The 18045-nt window shown below is 62.5% G+C and carries 17 protein-coding genes and 1 pseudogene; 13 read left to right on the forward strand and 5 right to left on the reverse strand.

The genetic code is table 11. The features are described 5' to 3' along the window. Positions 1–22: 22 nt before the first annotated feature. The 5 genes from EOB80_RS08910 to EOB80_RS08930 all read left to right on the forward strand — a co-directional run bounded on the left by EOB80_RS08910 (position 23) and on the right by EOB80_RS08930 (position 4402). A complete protein-coding gene (locus EOB80_RS08910; protein ID WP_127267731.1) occupies positions 23–1039 on the forward strand; it encodes an ABC transporter permease in 1017 nt (338 codons plus the stop codon). Continuing rightward, positions 1039–2010 carry an ABC transporter permease gene (locus EOB80_RS08915; protein ID WP_127267730.1) on the forward strand — a complete coding sequence of 324 codons (972 nt, stop codon included), beginning with the start codon at positions 1039–1041 and terminating at the stop codon, positions 2008–2010. The genes EOB80_RS08910 and EOB80_RS08915 overlap by 1 nt, the downstream gene beginning before the upstream one ends. Continuing rightward, positions 2007–2966, forward strand: a complete 960-nt coding sequence (locus EOB80_RS08920) for an ABC transporter ATP-binding protein (RefSeq protein WP_127327375.1) — start codon at positions 2007–2009, stop codon at positions 2964–2966. Before EOB80_RS08915 ends, EOB80_RS08920 begins: the two co-directional genes overlap by 4 nt. Then, positions 2963–3961: a dipeptide ABC transporter ATP-binding protein gene (locus tag EOB80_RS08925; protein ID WP_245466299.1), complete on the forward strand. Its 999-nt coding sequence runs from the start codon at positions 2963–2965 to the stop codon at positions 3959–3961. Before EOB80_RS08920 ends, EOB80_RS08925 begins: the two co-directional genes overlap by 4 nt. Before the next feature lie 138 nt (positions 3962–4099). Continuing rightward, positions 4100–4402, forward strand: a complete 303-nt coding sequence (locus EOB80_RS08930; protein WP_127327376.1) for a DUF982 domain-containing protein — start codon at positions 4100–4102, stop codon at positions 4400–4402. Positions 4403–4508: 106 nt separating this feature from the next. Here EOB80_RS08930 and EOB80_RS08935 read toward each other — a convergent pair whose 3' ends face one another. The 3 genes from EOB80_RS08935 to EOB80_RS08945 form a co-directional block, all read right to left on the reverse strand. Continuing rightward, positions 4509–5315 carry a DUF1194 domain-containing protein gene (locus EOB80_RS08935; protein WP_127327377.1) on the reverse strand — a complete coding sequence of 269 codons (807 nt, stop codon included), beginning with the start codon at positions 5313–5315 and terminating at the stop codon, positions 4509–4511. 41 nt (positions 5316–5356) lie between these two features. Further along, positions 5357–6058: a hypothetical protein gene (locus EOB80_RS08940; protein WP_127327378.1), complete on the reverse strand. Its 702-nt coding sequence runs from the start codon at positions 6056–6058 to the stop codon at positions 5357–5359. A gap of 112 nt (positions 6059–6170) precedes the next feature. After that, positions 6171–7169, reverse strand: coding sequence for a DMT family transporter (locus tag EOB80_RS08945; protein WP_127327379.1), 999 nt, complete (start codon positions 7167–7169; stop codon positions 6171–6173). Between the two features lie 292 nt (positions 7170–7461). Between EOB80_RS08945 and EOB80_RS08950 the strand changes: the two genes are divergently transcribed. The 3 genes and pseudogenes from EOB80_RS08950 to EOB80_RS08960 all read left to right on the forward strand — a co-directional run. Then, complete coding sequence (locus EOB80_RS08950) at positions 7462–9303, forward strand: BTAD domain-containing putative transcriptional regulator (RefSeq protein ID WP_245466300.1); 1842 nt, start codon at positions 7462–7464, stop codon at positions 9301–9303. 236 nt (positions 9304–9539) lie between these two features. Further along, the gene (locus EOB80_RS08955; RefSeq protein ID WP_164762560.1) at positions 9540–10208 is read left to right on the forward strand and encodes a succinylglutamate desuccinylase/aspartoacylase family protein; all 669 of its coding nucleotides are present in this window, start codon (positions 9540–9542) and stop codon (positions 10206–10208) included. 256 nt (positions 10209–10464) lie between these two features. After that, positions 10465–10590, forward strand: a pseudogene (locus EOB80_RS08960) (recombinase family protein); the annotation flags it as partial. Positions 10591–10794: 204 nt separating this feature from the next. On the opposite strand, the gene EOB80_RS08965 reads toward EOB80_RS08960, so the two are convergent. Then, on the reverse strand, positions 10795–11523 hold the full coding sequence (locus EOB80_RS08965; protein WP_127327382.1) for an SDR family oxidoreductase: 729 nt from the start codon (positions 11521–11523) through the stop codon (positions 10795–10797). 95 nt (positions 11524–11618) lie between these two features. Between EOB80_RS08965 and EOB80_RS08970 the strand changes: the two genes are divergently transcribed. Next, positions 11619–12041, forward strand: a complete 423-nt coding sequence (locus tag EOB80_RS08970) for a helix-turn-helix domain-containing protein (protein WP_127268214.1) — start codon at positions 11619–11621, stop codon at positions 12039–12041. A 732-nt stretch (positions 12042–12773) separates the two neighbouring features. Further along, complete coding sequence (locus EOB80_RS08975; protein ID WP_127327383.1) at positions 12774–13100, forward strand: DUF736 domain-containing protein; 327 nt, start codon at positions 12774–12776, stop codon at positions 13098–13100. Positions 13101–13130: 30 nt separating this feature from the next. On the opposite strand, the gene EOB80_RS08980 is transcribed toward EOB80_RS08975, so the two are convergent. Further along, a complete protein-coding gene (locus tag EOB80_RS08980) occupies positions 13131–14507 on the reverse strand; it encodes a PLP-dependent aminotransferase family protein (protein WP_127268216.1) in 1377 nt (458 codons plus the stop codon). 142 nt (positions 14508–14649) lie between these two features. On the opposite strand from EOB80_RS08980, the gene EOB80_RS08985 reads away from it, so the two are divergent. Genes EOB80_RS08985 through EOB80_RS08995 form a run of 3 tightly spaced genes read left to right on the forward strand, consistent with a single transcriptional unit; the run spans position 14650 to position 18034 of the window. Next, positions 14650–15969: a hydroxymethylglutaryl-CoA reductase, degradative gene (locus tag EOB80_RS08985; RefSeq protein ID WP_127327419.1), complete on the forward strand. Its 1320-nt coding sequence runs from the start codon at positions 14650–14652 to the stop codon at positions 15967–15969. Positions 15970–15972: 3 nt separating this feature from the next. Beyond that, positions 15973–16980, forward strand: a complete 1008-nt coding sequence (locus tag EOB80_RS08990) for an ABC transporter permease (RefSeq protein ID WP_127327384.1) — start codon at positions 15973–15975, stop codon at positions 16978–16980. A 37-nt stretch (positions 16981–17017) separates the two neighbouring features. Then, the gene (locus tag EOB80_RS08995) at positions 17018–18034 is read left to right on the forward strand and encodes a sugar ABC transporter substrate-binding protein (RefSeq protein WP_164762561.1); all 1017 of its coding nucleotides are present in this window, start codon (positions 17018–17020) and stop codon (positions 18032–18034) included. Positions 18035–18045: the final 11 nt, after the last annotated feature.

The raw sequence follows: 18045 nt of genomic DNA on the forward strand, positions 1-18045 counted from the left end.
CGAACCGCGGAGGGGCACGTCCGTGTCGAACGTAGCTGTCGCCGCGCCGCGCAAGACGCGAGGGCCCTGGGCCGTCGCGTTTGCGAAGCTGGCAAGGGACAGGGCTGCCATGGCGTCGCTGGCCGTGTTCCTCCTCATCGTCCTTGCCTGCCTCAGTGCGCCTCTTTATGCAAAATGGGCAGGCGTGGACCCCTTCGCCTCGACGCTCGACGCCGTCGTCCAGATCGACGGTGCCGACGTTCCGGTGATGGAACAGTCGACGGAAGGGCTAGGGCTTGGTTACACACCGCTCGGCCCGACCTGGCGGCTGGGCAATTATTTCCTCGGCGCCGACAGCCAGGGGCGCGATGTCATGGCCAGGATGCTCTATGGCGGGCTGAGCTCGTTGCTGATCTCCGGAGCAGCCACCATCTTCACCCTGATCCTGGGCACGGCGGCGGGATTGATCGCCGGCTATTTCGGCGGCGTCACCGACACGGTGCTGTCGCGCTTCCTCGACATACTGTGGGCGTTCCCCATCTATCTGCTGGCGATTTCGCTCTCCATCGTCACCATCGCGCATGGCATCACGATCGGACCGATCCAGATCGAGTCCGGCAGTTTGTGGCTGCCTGTCATCATCATCGGCATCGTCTACGTGCCCTACGTGGCCCGCCCAATACGCGGGCAGGTTCTGGCGCTGCGCAAGAGCGAGTTCGTGCTGGCCGCGATCAATCTGGGCGTGCCGGGGTGGCGCATCCTGTGGCGCGACATCCTGCCCAACGTCACCACCACGCTAATCGTCTTCGTGCCGCTGATGATGGCGCTGAACATGCTTACCGAATCAGCCCTTTCCTTCCTTTCGATCGGCGTGCAGCCGCCGGCCGCGAGCTGGGGCACCATCATCCAGGACGGACAGGCGCTGCTTTACACCAGGCCATTGGTGGCGCTGGTGCCGGGCCTGGCGATCGCGGTTTCCGTCATGGCGCTCAATGTCTTCGGCGACGGCCTGCGCGACGCGCTCGATCCGCGCTCCAAGGTTCGGCTGGGGCGCGACTGATGATCTACGCAATCCTGCGCCGGTTCGGCCAGATGCTGTTCGTGATGTTCGGCATCTCGGTCATCGTTTTCTTGATTTTCTTCGCAACGCCGGGCGCCGACCCGGCTGCGCGCATCGCCGGCCGCAATGCATCGCCCGAAGTGCTGGAGGCGGTACGCCACAGCTTCGGCTTCGACCGGCCGCTCTACGTGCAATATGTGACGATGATGGAGAAGATCTTCGTCACCGGCGATCTGACCTCCTTCGTCAATCGTGGCTGGAAGGTGGTGCCGGCGGTCATGGATTCGATCCCGGTCACGCTCTCGCTGGTGTTCGGAGCGGCGATCCTGTGGGTGGTCGTCTCCATCGTCATCGGCATCGCCGCCGCCGCCACGCGCGGCAGCTGGCTGGACAAGCTGCTGATGGCGCTAGGGCTGCTCGGCATTTCCATGCCGGTCTACTGGCTGGGCGAGGTGATGAACCTGATCACCCAGAGCCGCTATCACGACAGCTGGGCGTTCTCCTGGGTGCCGCCGCTCGGCTACAAGAATTTCTCCGACGATCCGAAGGGCTGGTTCCTGACCCTGGTCATTCCGTGGATCACACTGTCCATTCTCTATATCGGTATTTACGGGCGCGTGCTGCGCGCGGCAATCATCGAATCCCTGCAGGAAGACTATATCCGCACGGCCCGGGCCAAGGGGCTGTCGGAGACCCGCATCCTGCTGCGCCATGCCTTGCGCACGTCGCTCATCGCATTCGTCACTCTGTTCGGCCTGGACTTCGGTGCGCTGGTCGGAGGCTCAGCCCTGCTGACGGAGGTGGTGTTCGGGCTGCACGGCATCGGCAAGCTCACTTACGACGCTCTGCAGAATCTCGATCTGCCGATGATCATGGCAACCGTGATGTACGCGTCCATGTTCGTGGTCATCGCCAATGCGGTCGTCGATTTCGTCTACATCCTTCTCGATCCGCGCCTGAGGACATCATGATACTGTCGGTGCGCGACCTCAGAGTTTCCTTCCGCACAAATGATGGCCTGGTGCGGGCCATCGATGGCGTTTCCTTCGACCTTAAGGAGAGCGAAATCCTCGGCGTCGTCGGTGAGTCCGGTTCCGGCAAGACCGTGTCGCTGCTGGCCGTCATGGGTCTCATCACCGATCCCAACGCCACCATCGAAGGGTCGATCCGCTACAAAGGCCGCGAACTCGTGGGACTGCCCGCGCGCGAGCTCAGGCGGCTGCGCGGCAACGAGATCGCGATGATCTTTCAGGATCCGATGACCGCGCTGACGCCTGTCTACACGATCGGCTGGCAGATCGCCGAACAGATCCGCGCGCATCGCAGCATCAGCAAGTCCAAGGCGATGGAGCGCGTAGAAGAATTGCTGGCCGAGGTGAATTTTCCCAACCCGCACGAGGCGATGTCGCGCTACCCGCACCAACTGTCCGGAGGCATGCGTCAACGGGCGGTGATCGCAATGGCTTTGTCCTGCAATCCGGCGCTTCTGGTGGCTGACGAACCGACCACGGCGCTCGACGTCACCGTACAGGCCGGCATTCTCGATCTGGTGCGCAAGCTGCGCGCGACGCACAAGTCGGCGGTCGTCTTCATCACACATGACATGGGCGTGGTCTCCGAACTCGCCGACCGGGTCATGGTCATGTATGCCGGCCGCGTGGTGGAGCGCGGCAGTCGCGCGGAGCTGTTTTCCGATCCGCGACACCCCTATACGCGCGCGCTGCTGGGTTCGATCCCGCCGCTGACCGGCGAAAAACCACGGCGCTTGCCGGCCATTCCCGGTTCGCCGCCGTCATTGCTGCGATTGCCGCAGGGCTGTGCGTTCGGTCCGCGGTGCCCGGTTCACTACGAGCCCTGCGAGGCCGGCAAGCCCGACCTCGGGAGCGGCACCCATGCCGCGGCATGCTTCAGGGTGGCACAGGCATGAGCGGACCGATGATCGACAAGAACCGCCCAATCCTCGAGACGCGTTCGCTGGGCAAGCGCTTTACCATCGGCAGCCGTTTCTCCGCCGAAGGCAAGCGAACCGTTCATGCGGTCGACAATGTTTCCCTGACCGTGTGGCGCGGCGAGACGGTCGGGCTGGTCGGCGAATCCGGATGCGGCAAGTCCACGTTGGCGCGTTGCCTGGTGAGGCTCTACGACATATCGGACGGCGAGCTTCTGTTCGAAGGCAACGACATCACCTCCAAGTCGCTGTCCGAACTCAGGCCGCTGCGGCGCCGCCTGCAAATGGTTTTCCAGGATCCGTCGGCGTCGCTCAATCCGCGCCGGCGCGTCGGCGACCTGGTGGCCGAGCCGCTGCGCATCCATGGCAGGCTCTCGTCGAGCGAGATCACCAAACGCGTGGCGGAACTGTTCGACCTTGTCGGCTTGCTGCCGGATCACGTCATGCGGTTTCCGCACGAATTTTCCGGCGGACAACGCCAGCGCGTCGGCATCGCGCGGGCTATTGCATTGAATCCGGACCTCGTGGTCCTGGACGAACCCGTCTCCGCGCTCGACGTGTCGGTGCAGGCACAAATCGTCAACCTGCTTGCCGATCTGCAGGAGAAGCTCAATCTCACGTACATCTTCATCGCCCACGACCTGTCGGTGGTGCGTCAGGTTTCAACCCGCATAGCGGTCATGTATCTCGGCTCGATCGTCGAAGAAGGGCCGGCGGAAGACGTGTTTGCAGCACCGGCCCATCCCTATAGCCAGGCGCTGATTTCGGCGGTTCCCGTCGTGGAGACGACGCCGGGTGGGACGCGCAAGCGCATCATCCTCACCGGCGACGTACCGAGCCCTCTGAACCCTCCAACGGGCTGCCGTTTCCATCCCCGATGCCCAATCGCGGCGGAGCGCTGCCGTTCGGAGCGGCCACAGTTACGGGAATACCGACCCGGTCGCAAAGTCGCCTGCCACTTCCCGACGACGTAGGCGACACTCACCACCGCACGGGTGATCGCCTTCGCCTGATAGATTTCTAAAGAATTCCATTTTTGCCTGGAACCAACCGGCTATTGGCGCGTTTAGTGGGGTTCGATCGAGCGCATTGCGGTCGACCGGGAGGAAACGATGGATCAATTGCATTTCTTTTCGCCCGTGCGAATTTCGCGCGGGCAGGGACACCCTGCGGAAGAAATCGATAGTGTGGCCGAAGCCATGATGTTCTTGCGGAAATGGCCGACAGGACGGCGCGGTCCGGTTTATCAGTGCGCGTTGAATTGTTGCTCGGCCGCCTTGTCGGGCCAGATGTCGGCCGAGGAAGCAAGGAAAGCGTTCACCGGCTTTGCCCGCATCACGCGTCTTCTCGATGACGACATGGCGTTGCCGGTGCCCGGCGAAGGCGAGGTAAGGGTGCACGCGTTGCGGCGATAGGCTGTTGTCCTGGCGGTCCTACAAGGTCTCGCGCTGCAGCGGGGCGGGTCTTGTTGTGCAATGCGCTCGGATGGCGGGTCGAAAGTTCGTCTTGCGTGGCACACTTTCACAGCGGACGCTCGTCGTTCATGCTTACTTCAGTCACGAGCTTGCGGCGAAGCGCCATCGTGTAGTCGTCTGGCCCCTTCGGCGTCATGACGAAGGCCTGGGAACCGCCAATGACCGATCTGGCAAAATAGGATGCCAGAGGTTCGTCGGGATTCTCATCCTCCGTCGGGATGGCGATTGCATTGATCGTATATCCCTTGGCTATGGCGTTCGACCTGCTCGGCTGGACGGGAAGCCCGTCGTTGTTCTCGCCATTGGAGGAGATATCGATGACTTTCTTGGCCGCCTTTCCCGGAAACTGGTCGAGCAGGAGACTGCCGATGTCGATAGCCGAGGAAACGGATGTTCCGCCTCGCCCTCTGCGGATGAAGCCGGTATCGCCTTTCCTGCTGATCACCGCAGCCGCCGCTTTGGCATCTTCCAGTCCGCAGATGCTTGTCCACGGCAGCACGACGCGTGCGTGTCCGGGGCTCGACCATTCAAAATAGGCAACGCCGATGCAGCCAACATAATTCCGGCTGATGGCGGCGATGATCTCTGGCGAGGTGAGTGCTGCGGCATGTCCCTCGCGTTGCATATCGGCGATCTTCGGATCGATCGACGACGAGAAGTCGACCGCGAACACGATGGCGACGTCAACGTTCGCGGCATGGGCCGAGGCCCCCCAAAACAGCGAAGCTGCAAGTATCCCTGTCACTCTCGAGATTAAACCGGCCAGCGTCAGGAGACTGCCCCAGCCTGTCGCCCGCACCCGTTCGCGAAAGGATGGGGGGCCGGCGTCTTGATGATACACGCTGCCAAACATGTCATTCTCCATCTCGACATCCGGTCGTTTCAAAAGCGAGCTCAACATGTGGAAATCTGGCGGATCGCCTTGGTGCCCACGCCGAACAGCAGCAGATCGGCCTTGGTCCACAAGAGATAACAGCCGAGCAAGGTCAGTGGCATGGGGAGGGCCGCGAAGGAGCCGCCCGACCAGACCTCAGGCAAAGCACGGCCGAGGGCCACTGTCGTCGCCAGCATTGCAGGCAACCGGCTGGCGAGCACCGCACTGCGGAACGGATCGGGCCAAGCGGCCGGCCACATCGGAATTGGCGTGCCGGGCCTGTGGAAGGTGCTGCCGAATTTGCCGAGCGCATGCAGCAGGCCGGAGGTCGCCGCAAGCAATGGATCGCCGAGCAGCAACAGGGCAATGCCGAGCCCGATCGCCCCCAGGCCCGACAGGAAGTCGCCCAGACGGTTGAGGGCGGGATCGGGAGCATCCGGCCTTGCCCAGGCCCGGTGATAGGCCTCGCCGCCCCAGAAGAAGACCAGGGTGGTCAAGGTCAGCGCAACAGTGCCATGGCTGCCAGCGAAATATTCGATCACCGCCATGGTAACGCTGCTTCCCTCATGCAAGCCGACCGGCGCGGTGGCAATCTGGATGGCGAGACCGACAATGAGGCCGAGCGCGTTACCGCTGTTGTAATAGCCGCCCGGTCCCTTCATGCGGGCGCGAAGCGCCGATACCAAATGTGCGATAGGAAGAAGGATCGTCCGCGCGTCCATCGCTGCGCCTCCACGACAAGTCCTGCCGCCATCGGCAAGGCCACCGCCGCCTGGCTGATCGACGCCACTGGCCCGGTGTCGGGCGGCAGCCGGGGCCGGAATAGGTTTCGCATCACCGGCAAGGGTCATCACATTCCTCCACTGGACCTGAATTGTTGGGGTGACGATCGCCTGCCCAATTTGCGGCGGCAGCTGCAAAGGCAGGGGCCCCGTCGAAGGGTTGAACCGAAGCGGTTCGCAAGGACGTGCGTGCCTGCGGCGCTCGGTTCGACAGTGCCACGGACAGGATCGCACCCAGAATGATGGCGGCACCCAATGCGCTCGCGGACGAGCTCCGCTCGCCGAGAAAGATCGCCGCGCCCAGCGCCCCGAAAACGCTTTCTGCGCTGACGATCACGGCGGCGTGGCTGGCCGGCGTAAAGCGGAGGGCAACCGTCTGTATGCCGAAGGCAATCGCAGTGGAGAACACGCCGAGGATCGCCAGTTCCGGGCCAGCTGCGAATGCGGCGGTCAACGACAGATTGCCTTGCACTGCGCCGAGCGGCAGGGCGAAGGCGGCGGCGCCGAAGAACTGTGTCGCGGCTGCGGTGAACGGCCGCGCATGCACCTGCATGTGCCGGCCCAGTTCGACTGCCCAGAGCGCATAGCAGGCAGCCGAGAGGACAGCGGTGAGATCGCCACTGCTGAACCCGGCAATCCCATCCGACAACAGCAGGGCTCCAACAACGGTCAGCCCGGCGGCGACCGTGAGACTCGCTATCGGACGTTCGCCTACGAGAAACCAGGCGGCTAGCGGTGTCATTACCGTTGCCGTGCTGACCAGGAAGCTCGCATTGGTGACGGAGGCGCCGAGATAGCAAAGCTGCTGGAGCGTGATGGAGATGGCAAACAGCGCGCACACCTTGGCCAAGCTGGAAAAATAGTCCGGCCCGAGCGGAAGCCGCCTCTCCATCAAGACAAAGGGCAACACAAGCAGGCCGCCGATCAGGCAGCGCAGACCCACCGCACTCAGCGCGTCGAGATGCACAAGCACCATCTTTTGCGAGACATTGCCGAAGCCCCACAAAGCGGCTGCGAATAGCAGCAGCAAATTGGCTCTTGTCCTGGACACGCGTCCCCCTCGAACCAAGCCTTTCGTTGACTTGGTCACTTTAATTTAGCAAAGCCTAAACAGCCTGCCGTTACGGCAGCGCTTGAGCGCGAAGGCCGACTGTTGCGAAGCGTTAGTTTTGAGTTAGGATTTCGTCAGGCTGGGATAGCAAATGCAAAGTGAGGACAGGGGCGCTGCAAATAGAATCTCACTCTTCGGCGGTTTCCGGATTGAAAATGAAACGGCCGGTCCGCTTCGGCTGACCGGGAAACGAGGGCCGGCAATCATCGCCTATCTGGCCCGGTGTCCGGGCATGGCGGCGACGCGGGAGAGGCTGGCTGACCTCCTATGGGGCGACAGCGACGGCGAACATTCGCGCAACAGCCTTCGGCAAGCCCTCAGTGTCCTGCGCCAGGATCTGGCGCGAGAAGGGGTGGATCTCATCCATTCCAGCGGTGAGCTGATCGCCCTGAGGCCAGAGGCCTCTCAAGTCGACGTGGAGAAGTTCGAAACGGGTCTCTCGGCCCGTTCCGCTCAGGACCTCGCGAAGGCCTTGGCGAACTACACCGGGCCCTTCCTCGACGGGCTTTATCTGGGAAGCAATGCGTTCGATGACTGGATCACATCGGAACGCGACAGGCTGCTCGGCCGCGCGCTTGAGTCCTTCGAAAAACTGGCCCGTCTCGTCGACCCCGATGCCGGGCTGATCCTGGCCGATCGTATTCTGACCATGGAACCGACACGGGAAGAATCCTATCGGCTCAAGATGGAATTGCTGCTCGCATGTGGCCAACGCGACAGGGCAATCAGGACATACGAAGCTTGCAGAAGCATGCTGAAGAAGGAGTTCGGCGTCGAAGCCGGCCCTGAAACGCGGGCGCTTTGGCAATCTCTGTTGCTTGCCGCCGACGACACCTCAAATGTGCAGTCGACAAGTGGTGTTCCGGCCAGCCAGCGCCTTGGGCGTCCGTCCATCAGCGTTGCCGACTTCGTCAATCTGACTGGAAAGCAAGGCGACGACTTTTTCGCCAAGGGACTTGTCCAGGACATCACGACGGCCCTTTCCGAAGTGGCCGACTATGTCGTGCTCGCCGCGCTTCCGCCCGAGAAGAGCGGCCCGGGCGAAGAAGCCAAGACGCCAGGGATACTCCGGGCGCGATATATGCTCAGCGGCAGCGTCCAGAGATCCGGCAATGGGTTGAGGGTGAATGTCCAGCTCGTCGATGCCGCCGGCGGCCACCACGTCTGGGCCCAGAAGTTCGACGGCCACTCCGAGAACGCGCTCGAATTCCAGGACAGGATCGCACAGTCTGTTGTTCTTGCCGTGATCCTCGAACTTCAACTGACCAACTGGAAGGTTCGAGACAAAAGCCCGCCGGGTACCCCTGAAGTGCGCAGGCTGGTCAACGAAGCCCTCATGAAATATTTTGAGATGACTCGGGACTCACTTTTGGTCGGGATAGAGCTTGCCGAGAAGGCCTTCTCGCTAGGTCCCGACAACGCCCGTGCAAAGCGGACGCTCTCGATCGTAATATCCATGGGCGTGGCGTTTGGTGCACTGCCTCGGGAGCGAGGGGTGATCGAGCGTGCGGTCGAGCTTGCGGAAGCCGCGGTGCGGGCGGTACCGGACGATGAAATTGCCCGATGTATCTTGTCGTTCGCTCTCGAAAGTTGCGGTCGTATCGACGAGGCGATCGCCGAATGCCGCCACGCGATCAGCCTCAACCCGAGCTACCCGACTGGCCACGGCGATATTTCGATGCTCTTTGCATTGCGCGGACAGGTCGACGAAGCGGTGCGTGAGGCCAACGAAGCAATCCGGCTCGGAACGCACGATGTCATCGACTTCTGGCGCCACCACGGCCTGGTTGTGGCGCTCTTCGCTGGCGGAGACAACCAGCGGGCGCTCGAAGCCGCCCGCAAAGTGGTCAGGACAAAGCCGGGCTTCGTTCGCGGCGCCCTTTATTGGGCCGCGACCGCGTCGGCCACCGGAAACAACGAAGAAGCGTCCCGGGCCATCCACCATTGCCTGTCACAACTTCCGCATCTCAATCTCAGCAATGTCTGCCCTGGCTTTGTGCCGCGCTATGTGAAGGATCATCACCATTCCCGGTTCCTTGAGATGCTGTCGAGGGCTGGCCTTCCCAGTTCCTAGCCACATCATTGGCGTAGACACCGGCATACGAAGCTGGAGGCTTCCGTCCTCCGCCCAGGCATCGAAAGCAGATAACGCGTTGGCATTTCCGGCCAGGTCGACCTATAAGCTACCCTGCGATTGAGGTATTCGGCGCCGCACGCCGTCGCGCCGGCCAGGGCATTCGGCCGATTTGCGGCGGGGGCTGTCATGGCAGGCGATAGCGTTCACGCGACGCGTGCCCAAACTTTATTGCGGTGCTGGCGCGCGAAGCCTTCGATTCTGATCTCGTTCTCGATCTTCATTGCGATGACGAAGGGCTGATGCATCTTTTCGTGCGGCCGGAGATCGCGGCGGAACTGTCGGACATCTCGGGCGAACTCGGCTGCCGTGCCGTGTTTTCGCAGGGCGCCTCCGGCGGCTCGACCTTTGCCGAAGCAAGCGTCGAGCCGTGGTTGAAGCTCGCGGCGGCGTATCCCGACAAGCTGATACCGGTCGGCTGCATGGCAGCGACGGTCGAATTGCGCGGCTTCGTCGACATCGGCGACGAGATGGCCGCGACAGATGCGTCGGCGCTGCTGAATGTGCTGCGCCGCCGCGGCTATATCGCCGGTCAAGCACCCGCCGCGCCGCCGCTCTGCGACGTCACAGGCTTCGACGCCTGCGACGTGGTGCGCACGCCGGCGTTCGGCGTCATCGTCTACCGCGTCGAACTTGGCGAGCGGGTCACGTCCGGACAGCCGATCGCCGACATCGTCGCGCCCGCTGCGATTGGCGGCGATGCCCGTATCACCGTCCATGCGCGTACTGACGGCGTGGTCGTCACCCGCAGACTGAAGAAGCTGGTGGCGGCCAACCAAGTCATCGCCAAGGTAGCCGGCACCGAGCCGCTTTCCCATCGCAAGGGCTATCTTCTGGAGGATTGATAACATGTCGCTCGAAAGCTGCTCCGGTTTCGAGAGAACGACATGCATGCCTGTCACTGCGAGACACCGACCGGCATGAGCCCCGTTCCGCAGGGGAGACCGCAAGCCTGTTGAAGGAGAAGCGGCTGTCCCAACTTCAACGGAGTATCCTTCAGCAAGACCTTGAGCGAGCCAGGACGGTCCTGAACGGCATAGACAAGGACGGATCCTCATCTAGCTCCTGAAGGGAGCCCACCGTGCAAGTGCGCCGGTAGGGATTTTGATCCTGACCAAACTCGACCGGCTCGACCGTGACGCAACAGATGTCAGTACCACGGTCAAGGCACTGGATGAAATGGGCGTGAGAGTTTATTGCCCCGCACTCGGCGGCGCCGACCAGACACAGGACGCAACTGAGGTCATGAACCATCATTGGCACGGACACTGGGATGGGCGCGGCTCGCATCTGCCAGATGTCAGGGCTACTTCGCCGTATCCTCCAAGCGCATACGCCCACAACTCAGAGATCCGGACTCTATTCCGGCCCACGCGTAAAGCCACATCGCGCAACGGCGGCCGTCCAGGTTTCAGTGGTCGAAGGCGCACGTCACACCTGGGCCATGCCGCCATCGACGGCCAGTTCTGCGCCGGTTGTGAAACTGCTCTCGTCGCTGGCGAGGAAAACAACCGCGGCGGCCACCTCGTCAGGCCGGCCCATGCGCCCGAGAGGGATCATGCTGGAAAGCGCGTCTCGAATCTGTTGCGAGGCCCCGGCCATCATCGCCGTATCGGTCGGGCCGGGGCTGACGATGTTGACACGAATGCCTTTGGGAGCAAGTTCGTTGGCCCAGGTGCGGGTGAACGAGCGGACAGCGGCCTTGGTGGCGCCGTAGACGCCATATCCTTTGGTGCCGATGTCGCCTGCGATAGAGCCGATCAACACGATCGTTCCGCCTGGCTGCATGAGGTTGACGGCACCTTGTGCTGCGAAAACCAGGGAGCGCACATTCAGACCGAATGTCCTGTCGAAATGATCCTCCGAAATATCTTCAAGCGGGGCGTATTCGGAAAGGCCGGCATTCACAATGAGCACGTCGATACGCCCGCGTTCCGATCTGATCTGCTCGAATACACGTTCAAGATCCGCTCTGTTGCTTGCATCCGCCAGGACCGTCCGGATGCTGCCGGTGCCCGCCGCTTCCGAGGCGCCGTCCGCACCCTTGCGGCTGGTCGCATAGACCTGCGCTCCCTCCCTGGCGAACCTTTGTGAAACTGCCCCGCCGATACCGCCGGCACCGCCGACAACCAGTGCGATCTTGTTTGCCAATCTGCTCATGTGAACTCCATCAAAAAGTGATGGCTAAAGATATATGCTCTATACCTACGGTCAATTACGCACTACAACTAGAGCAGATATCGAGGAGTATACCTATGTCCGCCGTGACTGAAGACTTGCCCGTCAAGGTCAGCCCGCCCCGTCGTCCTAAGCCCGTGTCCGTCGAGGCGTTGATAGATGTGCAAAAGGCGCGGCCGGCACTTGAGCAGATCGCCAACAAGTGGTCGGTCCTGATTCTGACCGTTCTGTGCACCAGGCCGTCGAGATTCAACGAGATCATGCGGCGCCTGGACGGTATCACGCACAAGGCGCTCGCCGATGCGCTGAAGCGTCTGGAACGTAACGGTCTCATTCGCCGTGAAGTGCTGACGACGACGACGCCGGTCGGTGTCGAATACACGATCACTTCGCTCGGCCACTCCCTTCGGCAACCGTTCGAGGCGCTTTACGAATGGTCGATGACCTACGGGCCGGAACTCGAGCGCGCGCAAGACGAATACGACCGCGTTCGAGACTGATCACGTCCCCGGCCAGGCAGGCTTCTATTGCTCTGACGACACCCTGATAAAGGCCAGGAACGCCAAGGTAACAGCCGTTCGTATTCAGTTCTCCCCCAAGTTAAGGCCTGACCTTACACGGCAACTGCCGGTTTCGCATCCTGTCGCACTGAGTTTACCTGCGGCTGATCGAGCCAAACAACTACTCCCCAGAATGAGGAAATTATTATTATGGCGCATGGACTTCTACGACCCGTGCGTGCCGCGCCTAATCTGGCGGCGTCCATTCTCTCCCATCGACCGCTGATGACGATTCAGCCTAAAGATTAGGGAAGTCGGACGTCCCTTCTTCACCGGTTGGAGTAGGACCAACACCGCCCTCGGGCGTGAGGAAGCGTCTTTGACCGAAATAGAGAAGCGCAGCGGAGCAAGCGACAATGGCCGGGACTGATCTTAGCCACTGTGGCATTCCTTCCGCGTATTCTTTCTAAGCTACGCCCACGGCGTCCTCGAATGGATTGGGTCTGACTGAAGACCGCCTTCGCTTCTCTTAGTCTCGATCGCCTTCCCGTAACGACGTCGCTGCGCTCTCTTCCCCTGGTCGCTGCGCGTCCATTCCTCGGCGGCCCAAGAAAGCCTCGCGCCGCCGTTACTTCGTTTCAGCCCCTTCGGGATGCAGACCGATCGTCTCCGGCCTCACGACCACCATCGAGAGATGGGTGCGGCCCGAGAAAAACAGAAGGAACCACCACGATGGCTACGGTCGGCACATTCTCGCGCACCGCGAACGGCTTCTCCGGTTCGGTCAAGACCCTCAACCTCAACGTCAAGACTGTGACGTTCTCTCCGGTCGATGGCGACAATGAAAAGAGACCCGACTTCCGCATTTTCGCTGGCGCCCCGAGTTCGGGGCGGCCCTGGAAGAAGACCTCGCGCGAGGGCCGCGACTACCACTTCGTCAAGCTCGACGAGCCCAACTTCCCCGCTCCGATCTACGCGAGCTTGGTCGAGACCGACACCGGGGGCGACTTCTCGCTTATCTGGTCACGACGCGCCGCGGAGTGGTCCGTCAAGCACTAAGCCCCACCGCAAGGCGGGGCTTAGTCATGTTCAAGTCCGCCGATGCCTAAGCTCTGCCAGCATGAAGTCAAAAAAATGAGGATCCGAGGCCCAGGCGATGTTGACGCGGATGCCTGCCTTGGCAGGTTGGCGCTCCGGCGAAAACACGGTACCAGGTGCGATAAAAATCCCCTGGCGAGCGCCTTCCCGGGCGAGGGCGATGTCATCGACATACTCGGGAAGCTCCAGATAGACGTAGTATCCACCTGTCGGCTCGGCAAAGAGCTTAAGACCCATCTTCTGAAGGCGGGGAACGACCGTCTCGGTGGCCTGCTGCACACGCTGCGCCAAACGCTTGAGGTGGCGCCGATAGTGACCTTCACTGATCAATCCATGGATCAACCGCTCAATGTGTCCTGAGCTGTTGACTGTCGTCAGCATCTTCAACTCGGCAAGGGAAGCGATAAGGTCGGGGCGCGCTGCGATATAGCCGCAGCGCAGGCTGGCCGACAACGTCTTGGCAAAGGTGCGCACGCAGATGACGTTCCGCAACTGGTCGAGAGGCGCAAGGCCAACGCCACGGACCGTCGGCAGGTCGACGAACGGGTCGTCCTCGACCACCAGCATGTCGCAGCGCGCGGCGATGGTCAGGATCGAGTGAGCCGTTGGCAGGTTGGTCGAGCTGCCGGTTGGATTGTGCGCAAGCGATTGTGTGAAGAACAGCTTCGGACGCTCGCGCTCGGCCTTGCCGGCGAGATCGTCGAGGTCCGGACCGGTCGGCGTCCGCTTCACGCCGATCATGCGGATCTGCGCCAGCTTCAGCTTGGCGAAAAGCGGGTAATAGCCGGGGTCGTCGACCAGCACGGTATCGCCGGCGACGAGGAAGCGGCGTATGATCAGGTCCAGTGCGTGGTTGGCGCCGAATGTCAGCAGGATCTGGTCCGGGCTCGCCTGCACCTCGCGCTCCATGAGGTCGAAGGCGAGGCGCTCGCGCAGCGCCGGCAGGCCCATCGCCGAACCATAGCCGTCACTGCTGGACCTCTGGTGCCGGCCGAGCAGCCCGAGATGGCGCCGCACTTCCGATTCCTCCATCCATGAGGCGGGCGGCCGCCCGTCGCCGACGCGGATCGAAAAGCTCTCCTCCAACTGCGCATTGAGCAGCGAGGCGATGTCGACCGCTTCCGCGACATGGCGGGGACGCTCGCTCGGCGTCTGCCGGCGACGCTCGGCGACCATGAAGCCGGCGCCGGGCCGCGAAAACGCGATGCCCGCGGATACCAGCCGGTCATAGGCATCGACGATGGTGTTCTTGGAAACGTCGAATTGCTCGGCGGCCTTGCGTATCGACGGAAGCTTGGCGCCGACGGTAATCGAGCCGGTCTCGATGCGCCTTCTGATCTCTGCCGCCACGGCCTCGGCGCGCGTCATCCCAGAACATCCTCCGATGGGCTGCGTGCCCTGATATGGACTGGTACAGTTTGTCGCTGTTTCCTGTAGCTGTACCTTGATAGATGGTATCAGTTAAACGATAGCTGCCTCAACGACAAGCATTCGCAGGGAGGCGATCGTGATGGTGGCTGTCCAGGACAGCGGTGTCGAGCCGCGGCTGAATTCCCGCATCGAGAAATTCCGCGACCTGTCGCCGGCCGATCGCCTGGCGACGGTCGGCGACGCCGCTCGTCTTGGGCAGGCGGATCGCGATGCCTTGCGCGGCGGCGTCCTGCCGCTCGATCTCGCCAACGGCATGATCGAGAATGTGGTCGGCACCTTCGAGATTCCGCTCGGCGTCGCCACCAACTTCACCATCAACGGTCGCGATTACCTCATCCCGATGGCGGTGGAAGAGCCGTCGGTGGTCGCCGCCGCCTCCTACATGGCGCGCATCGCCCGCGGTTGCGGCGGCTTCGAGACATCGAGCACCGCACCGATCATGCGGGCACAGGTGCAGATACTCGGTCTGTCCGATCCGCACGGCGCACGCGCCAGGCTGCTGTCGGCCCGCGACCAGATCATCGCCGCCGCCAACGAGAAGGACCGGGTGCTGATCGGCCTCGGCGGCGGCTGCCGCGAGATCGAAGTGCAGGTGTTCGAGGAGACGCAAGTCGGACCGATGGTGGTGCTGCATCTGCTCGTCGACGTGCGCGACGCGATGGGCGCCAACACGGTCAATACCATGGCCGAGGCAGTCGCACCGATGATCGAGCGCATTTCGGGCGGCACCGTCCGGCTGCGCATCCTCTCCAACCTGGCCGACCTCAGGCTGGCGCGGGCGCGGGTGCGGCTGACGCCGAAGGCACTGGCGACGAAGGAGTTCACCGGCGAGCGTATCGTTGCCGGCATCGTCGAGGCCTGTTCGCTGGCGATCGTCGATCCTTACCGCGCGGCCACGCACAATAAGGGCATCATGAACGGCATCGATCCAGTCGTCGTCGCGACCGGCAACGACTGGCGGGCGATCGAGGCCGGCGCCCACGCCTGGGCGGCGCGCGGCGGCCGTTATACGTCGTTGAGCCGCTGGGAGACCGACGCCGCCGGAAACCTCGTGGGGACGCTGGAAATGCCGATGGCGCTGGGCATGGTCGGCGGCGCCACCAAGACGCACCCGGCCGCGCGCGCAGCGCTGAAACTCCTCGGCGTGACGACGGCGCAAGAGCTTGCCGAGGCAACCGTCGCGGTCGGGCTGGCGCAGAACATGGCGGCGCTCAGGGCGCTGGCAACCGAAGGCATCCAGCGTGGACACATGGCGCTGCATGCCCGCAACATAGCCATCGTGGCGGGCGCGAGCGGCGCGAATATCGATGCGGTGGCAAAGGAACTTGCGGCGGATCACGATGTGCGCGTCGATCGCGCCAGGGAAATCCTGCTCAGACTGGGCAAAGAGGAGACCTGAGCGGTGAGCGAGGCGGCCGCACACGGAAATCGGGCTCGGCTTTCCAGCCTGCTCAAAAGCCAGGAAGGCATCGTGCTGGTGCTGGCGGTGCTGGCCTTCGTGCTGTTCTCGTTGCTGCTGCCGTCCTTCTTCAGCCCCGGCAACATCCTAGCCCTGATCAGAAGCGTCTCGATTCTCGGCATCCTGGCGCTGGGAATGGCGCTGGTCGTCATCGCCAGGGGCATCGATGTCTCGATGATCGCAACGATGGTGGTGTCGGTGTCCTGGGCCTTCGTGATCGCCCGCTCGGGCTATTCGCTGGAATTCGCGCTGCTGATCGGCGCGCTGTTCGCGGTGGTCGCCGGCGTGCTGATCGGGATGCTGATCGCTTTCGGCGAGGTCGCGCCGATCTTCGCGACGCTTGCCGCCGGCTCCGTCATCTACGGCCTTGGCCGAACCTTCTTCTTCACGCTGGAGATGCAGAATGTGCCGCCGGGCGCTGAATGGTTCTCGCTGATCGGGCAGGGCCGCATCCTCGGCGTTCCGGTGACGGTGGTGATCTTTGCCATGCTTTGCCTGGCGCTGCATCTGGTGCTCAGCCGCACGCGGTTCGGCTGGCAGACCTATGCCATGGGCAACAATCCGGGCGCCGCCAGGATCACCGGCATTTCCAACCGGCCGATGATCGTCGCGCAATATGCGATCAGCGCGCTGATCGCCTACGGCGCCGGGCTGGTGCTTGCCTCGTCGGCGTCGGCGATCAACGCCCGGCTTTTCAATTCGACGATGATCTACGACATCCTTCTGGTCGTCGTGTTGGGCGGCATCGGCCTGAATGGCGGCCACGGCAAGGTTCGCAACGTCATTCTGGGCACGATCTTTGTCGGCATCCTGCTCAACGGCATGACGATCATGAACATCGCCTACACGATCCAGAACCTGGTCAAGGGCGTGGTCCTGCTTCTGGCCATCGTCATCGACTCGCTCGTCAACCCACGCGACGAGCAGACGTCCCAGCAAGGGGATCTCTGACACCAATTTCAACGCCAAAATGCAATGGGAGGAAACCATGCGACTTCTGAAAACGACAAAGTGGCTGGCCGCGGCCTGCATCGCGCTTGCCGGTATCGTCACCGCCAGCGCCCAGGACAAGGGCCTGGAAAATCCGCGCTCGACGACGTTCCACAAGACGCTGGAAGGCAAGAAGGTCGTCTTCCTGCCGCTGTCGATGGGTTTCGACCTGACCGAAGGCTGGGCGGCGGTGATGCGCCAGCAGGCCAAGCGCCTCAAGTATGATTTCGAGATCCGCGACCCCGCCTGGAGCACCGACGCGGGAACCCGCGCGCTGCAGTCGCTGATCAGCGAGAAGCCGGACCTGATCGTCGCGCACAATCCCGACATCCAGTCCTACGCCCGGTTGCTGGCTCAGGCGCAGGCCGCCGGCATCAAAGTTGTGCAGATCAACCTGGAATCGAACACCCAGACCGATTCGTATGTCGGCGCCGACTGGACCGAGATCGGCGAACAGGCGGCGCAGGCCGTGGTCGACGAATGCAGCCCCGGCAAGGGTGCTTCGACCAAGGTCGCTATCGACACCGGCGTGCCGACGGCGGCATCCGACGTGTTCCAACTCGACGGCATCTACCGTGTCTTGAACCAGCATCCCGACATCCAGGTCGTTTCGCAGCAGGCCACCGAATACAATCCGGAAAAGGCGCGCTCGATCATGGAGACCGTGCTGCAACAGCATCCGGATCTTTGCGGCGCCATCGGCATCTGGGACAATCAGGACACCGGCACGGCGTCTGCGATCCAGCAGGCCGGCAAGGGCGAACAGGTCTTCCTCGTCACAAGCGGCGGCGGCAACAAGGTCGGCTGCGAGAATGTCGAGAAGGGCCTGTTCAATCTCTACATCAGCTACAACGTGCCGCTGCAGGGCGAAATCCTGAATGCGGAGATCGCAAGGCTGCTGCTCTCCGACGGTACTGCCGGCGAGACCAAGACGCTCTATTTCAATCCGCTGACGCAGATCACCAAGGCCAATGTCAACCAGCGCAATTGCTGGACGCTGGACGATCTGAAGTAGGGAATCCTGAC

It is taken from the genome of Mesorhizobium sp. M7A.F.Ca.MR.245.00.0.0, from assembly GCF_003997415.1.
Taxonomy (GTDB): domain Bacteria; phylum Pseudomonadota; class Alphaproteobacteria; order Rhizobiales; family Rhizobiaceae; genus Mesorhizobium.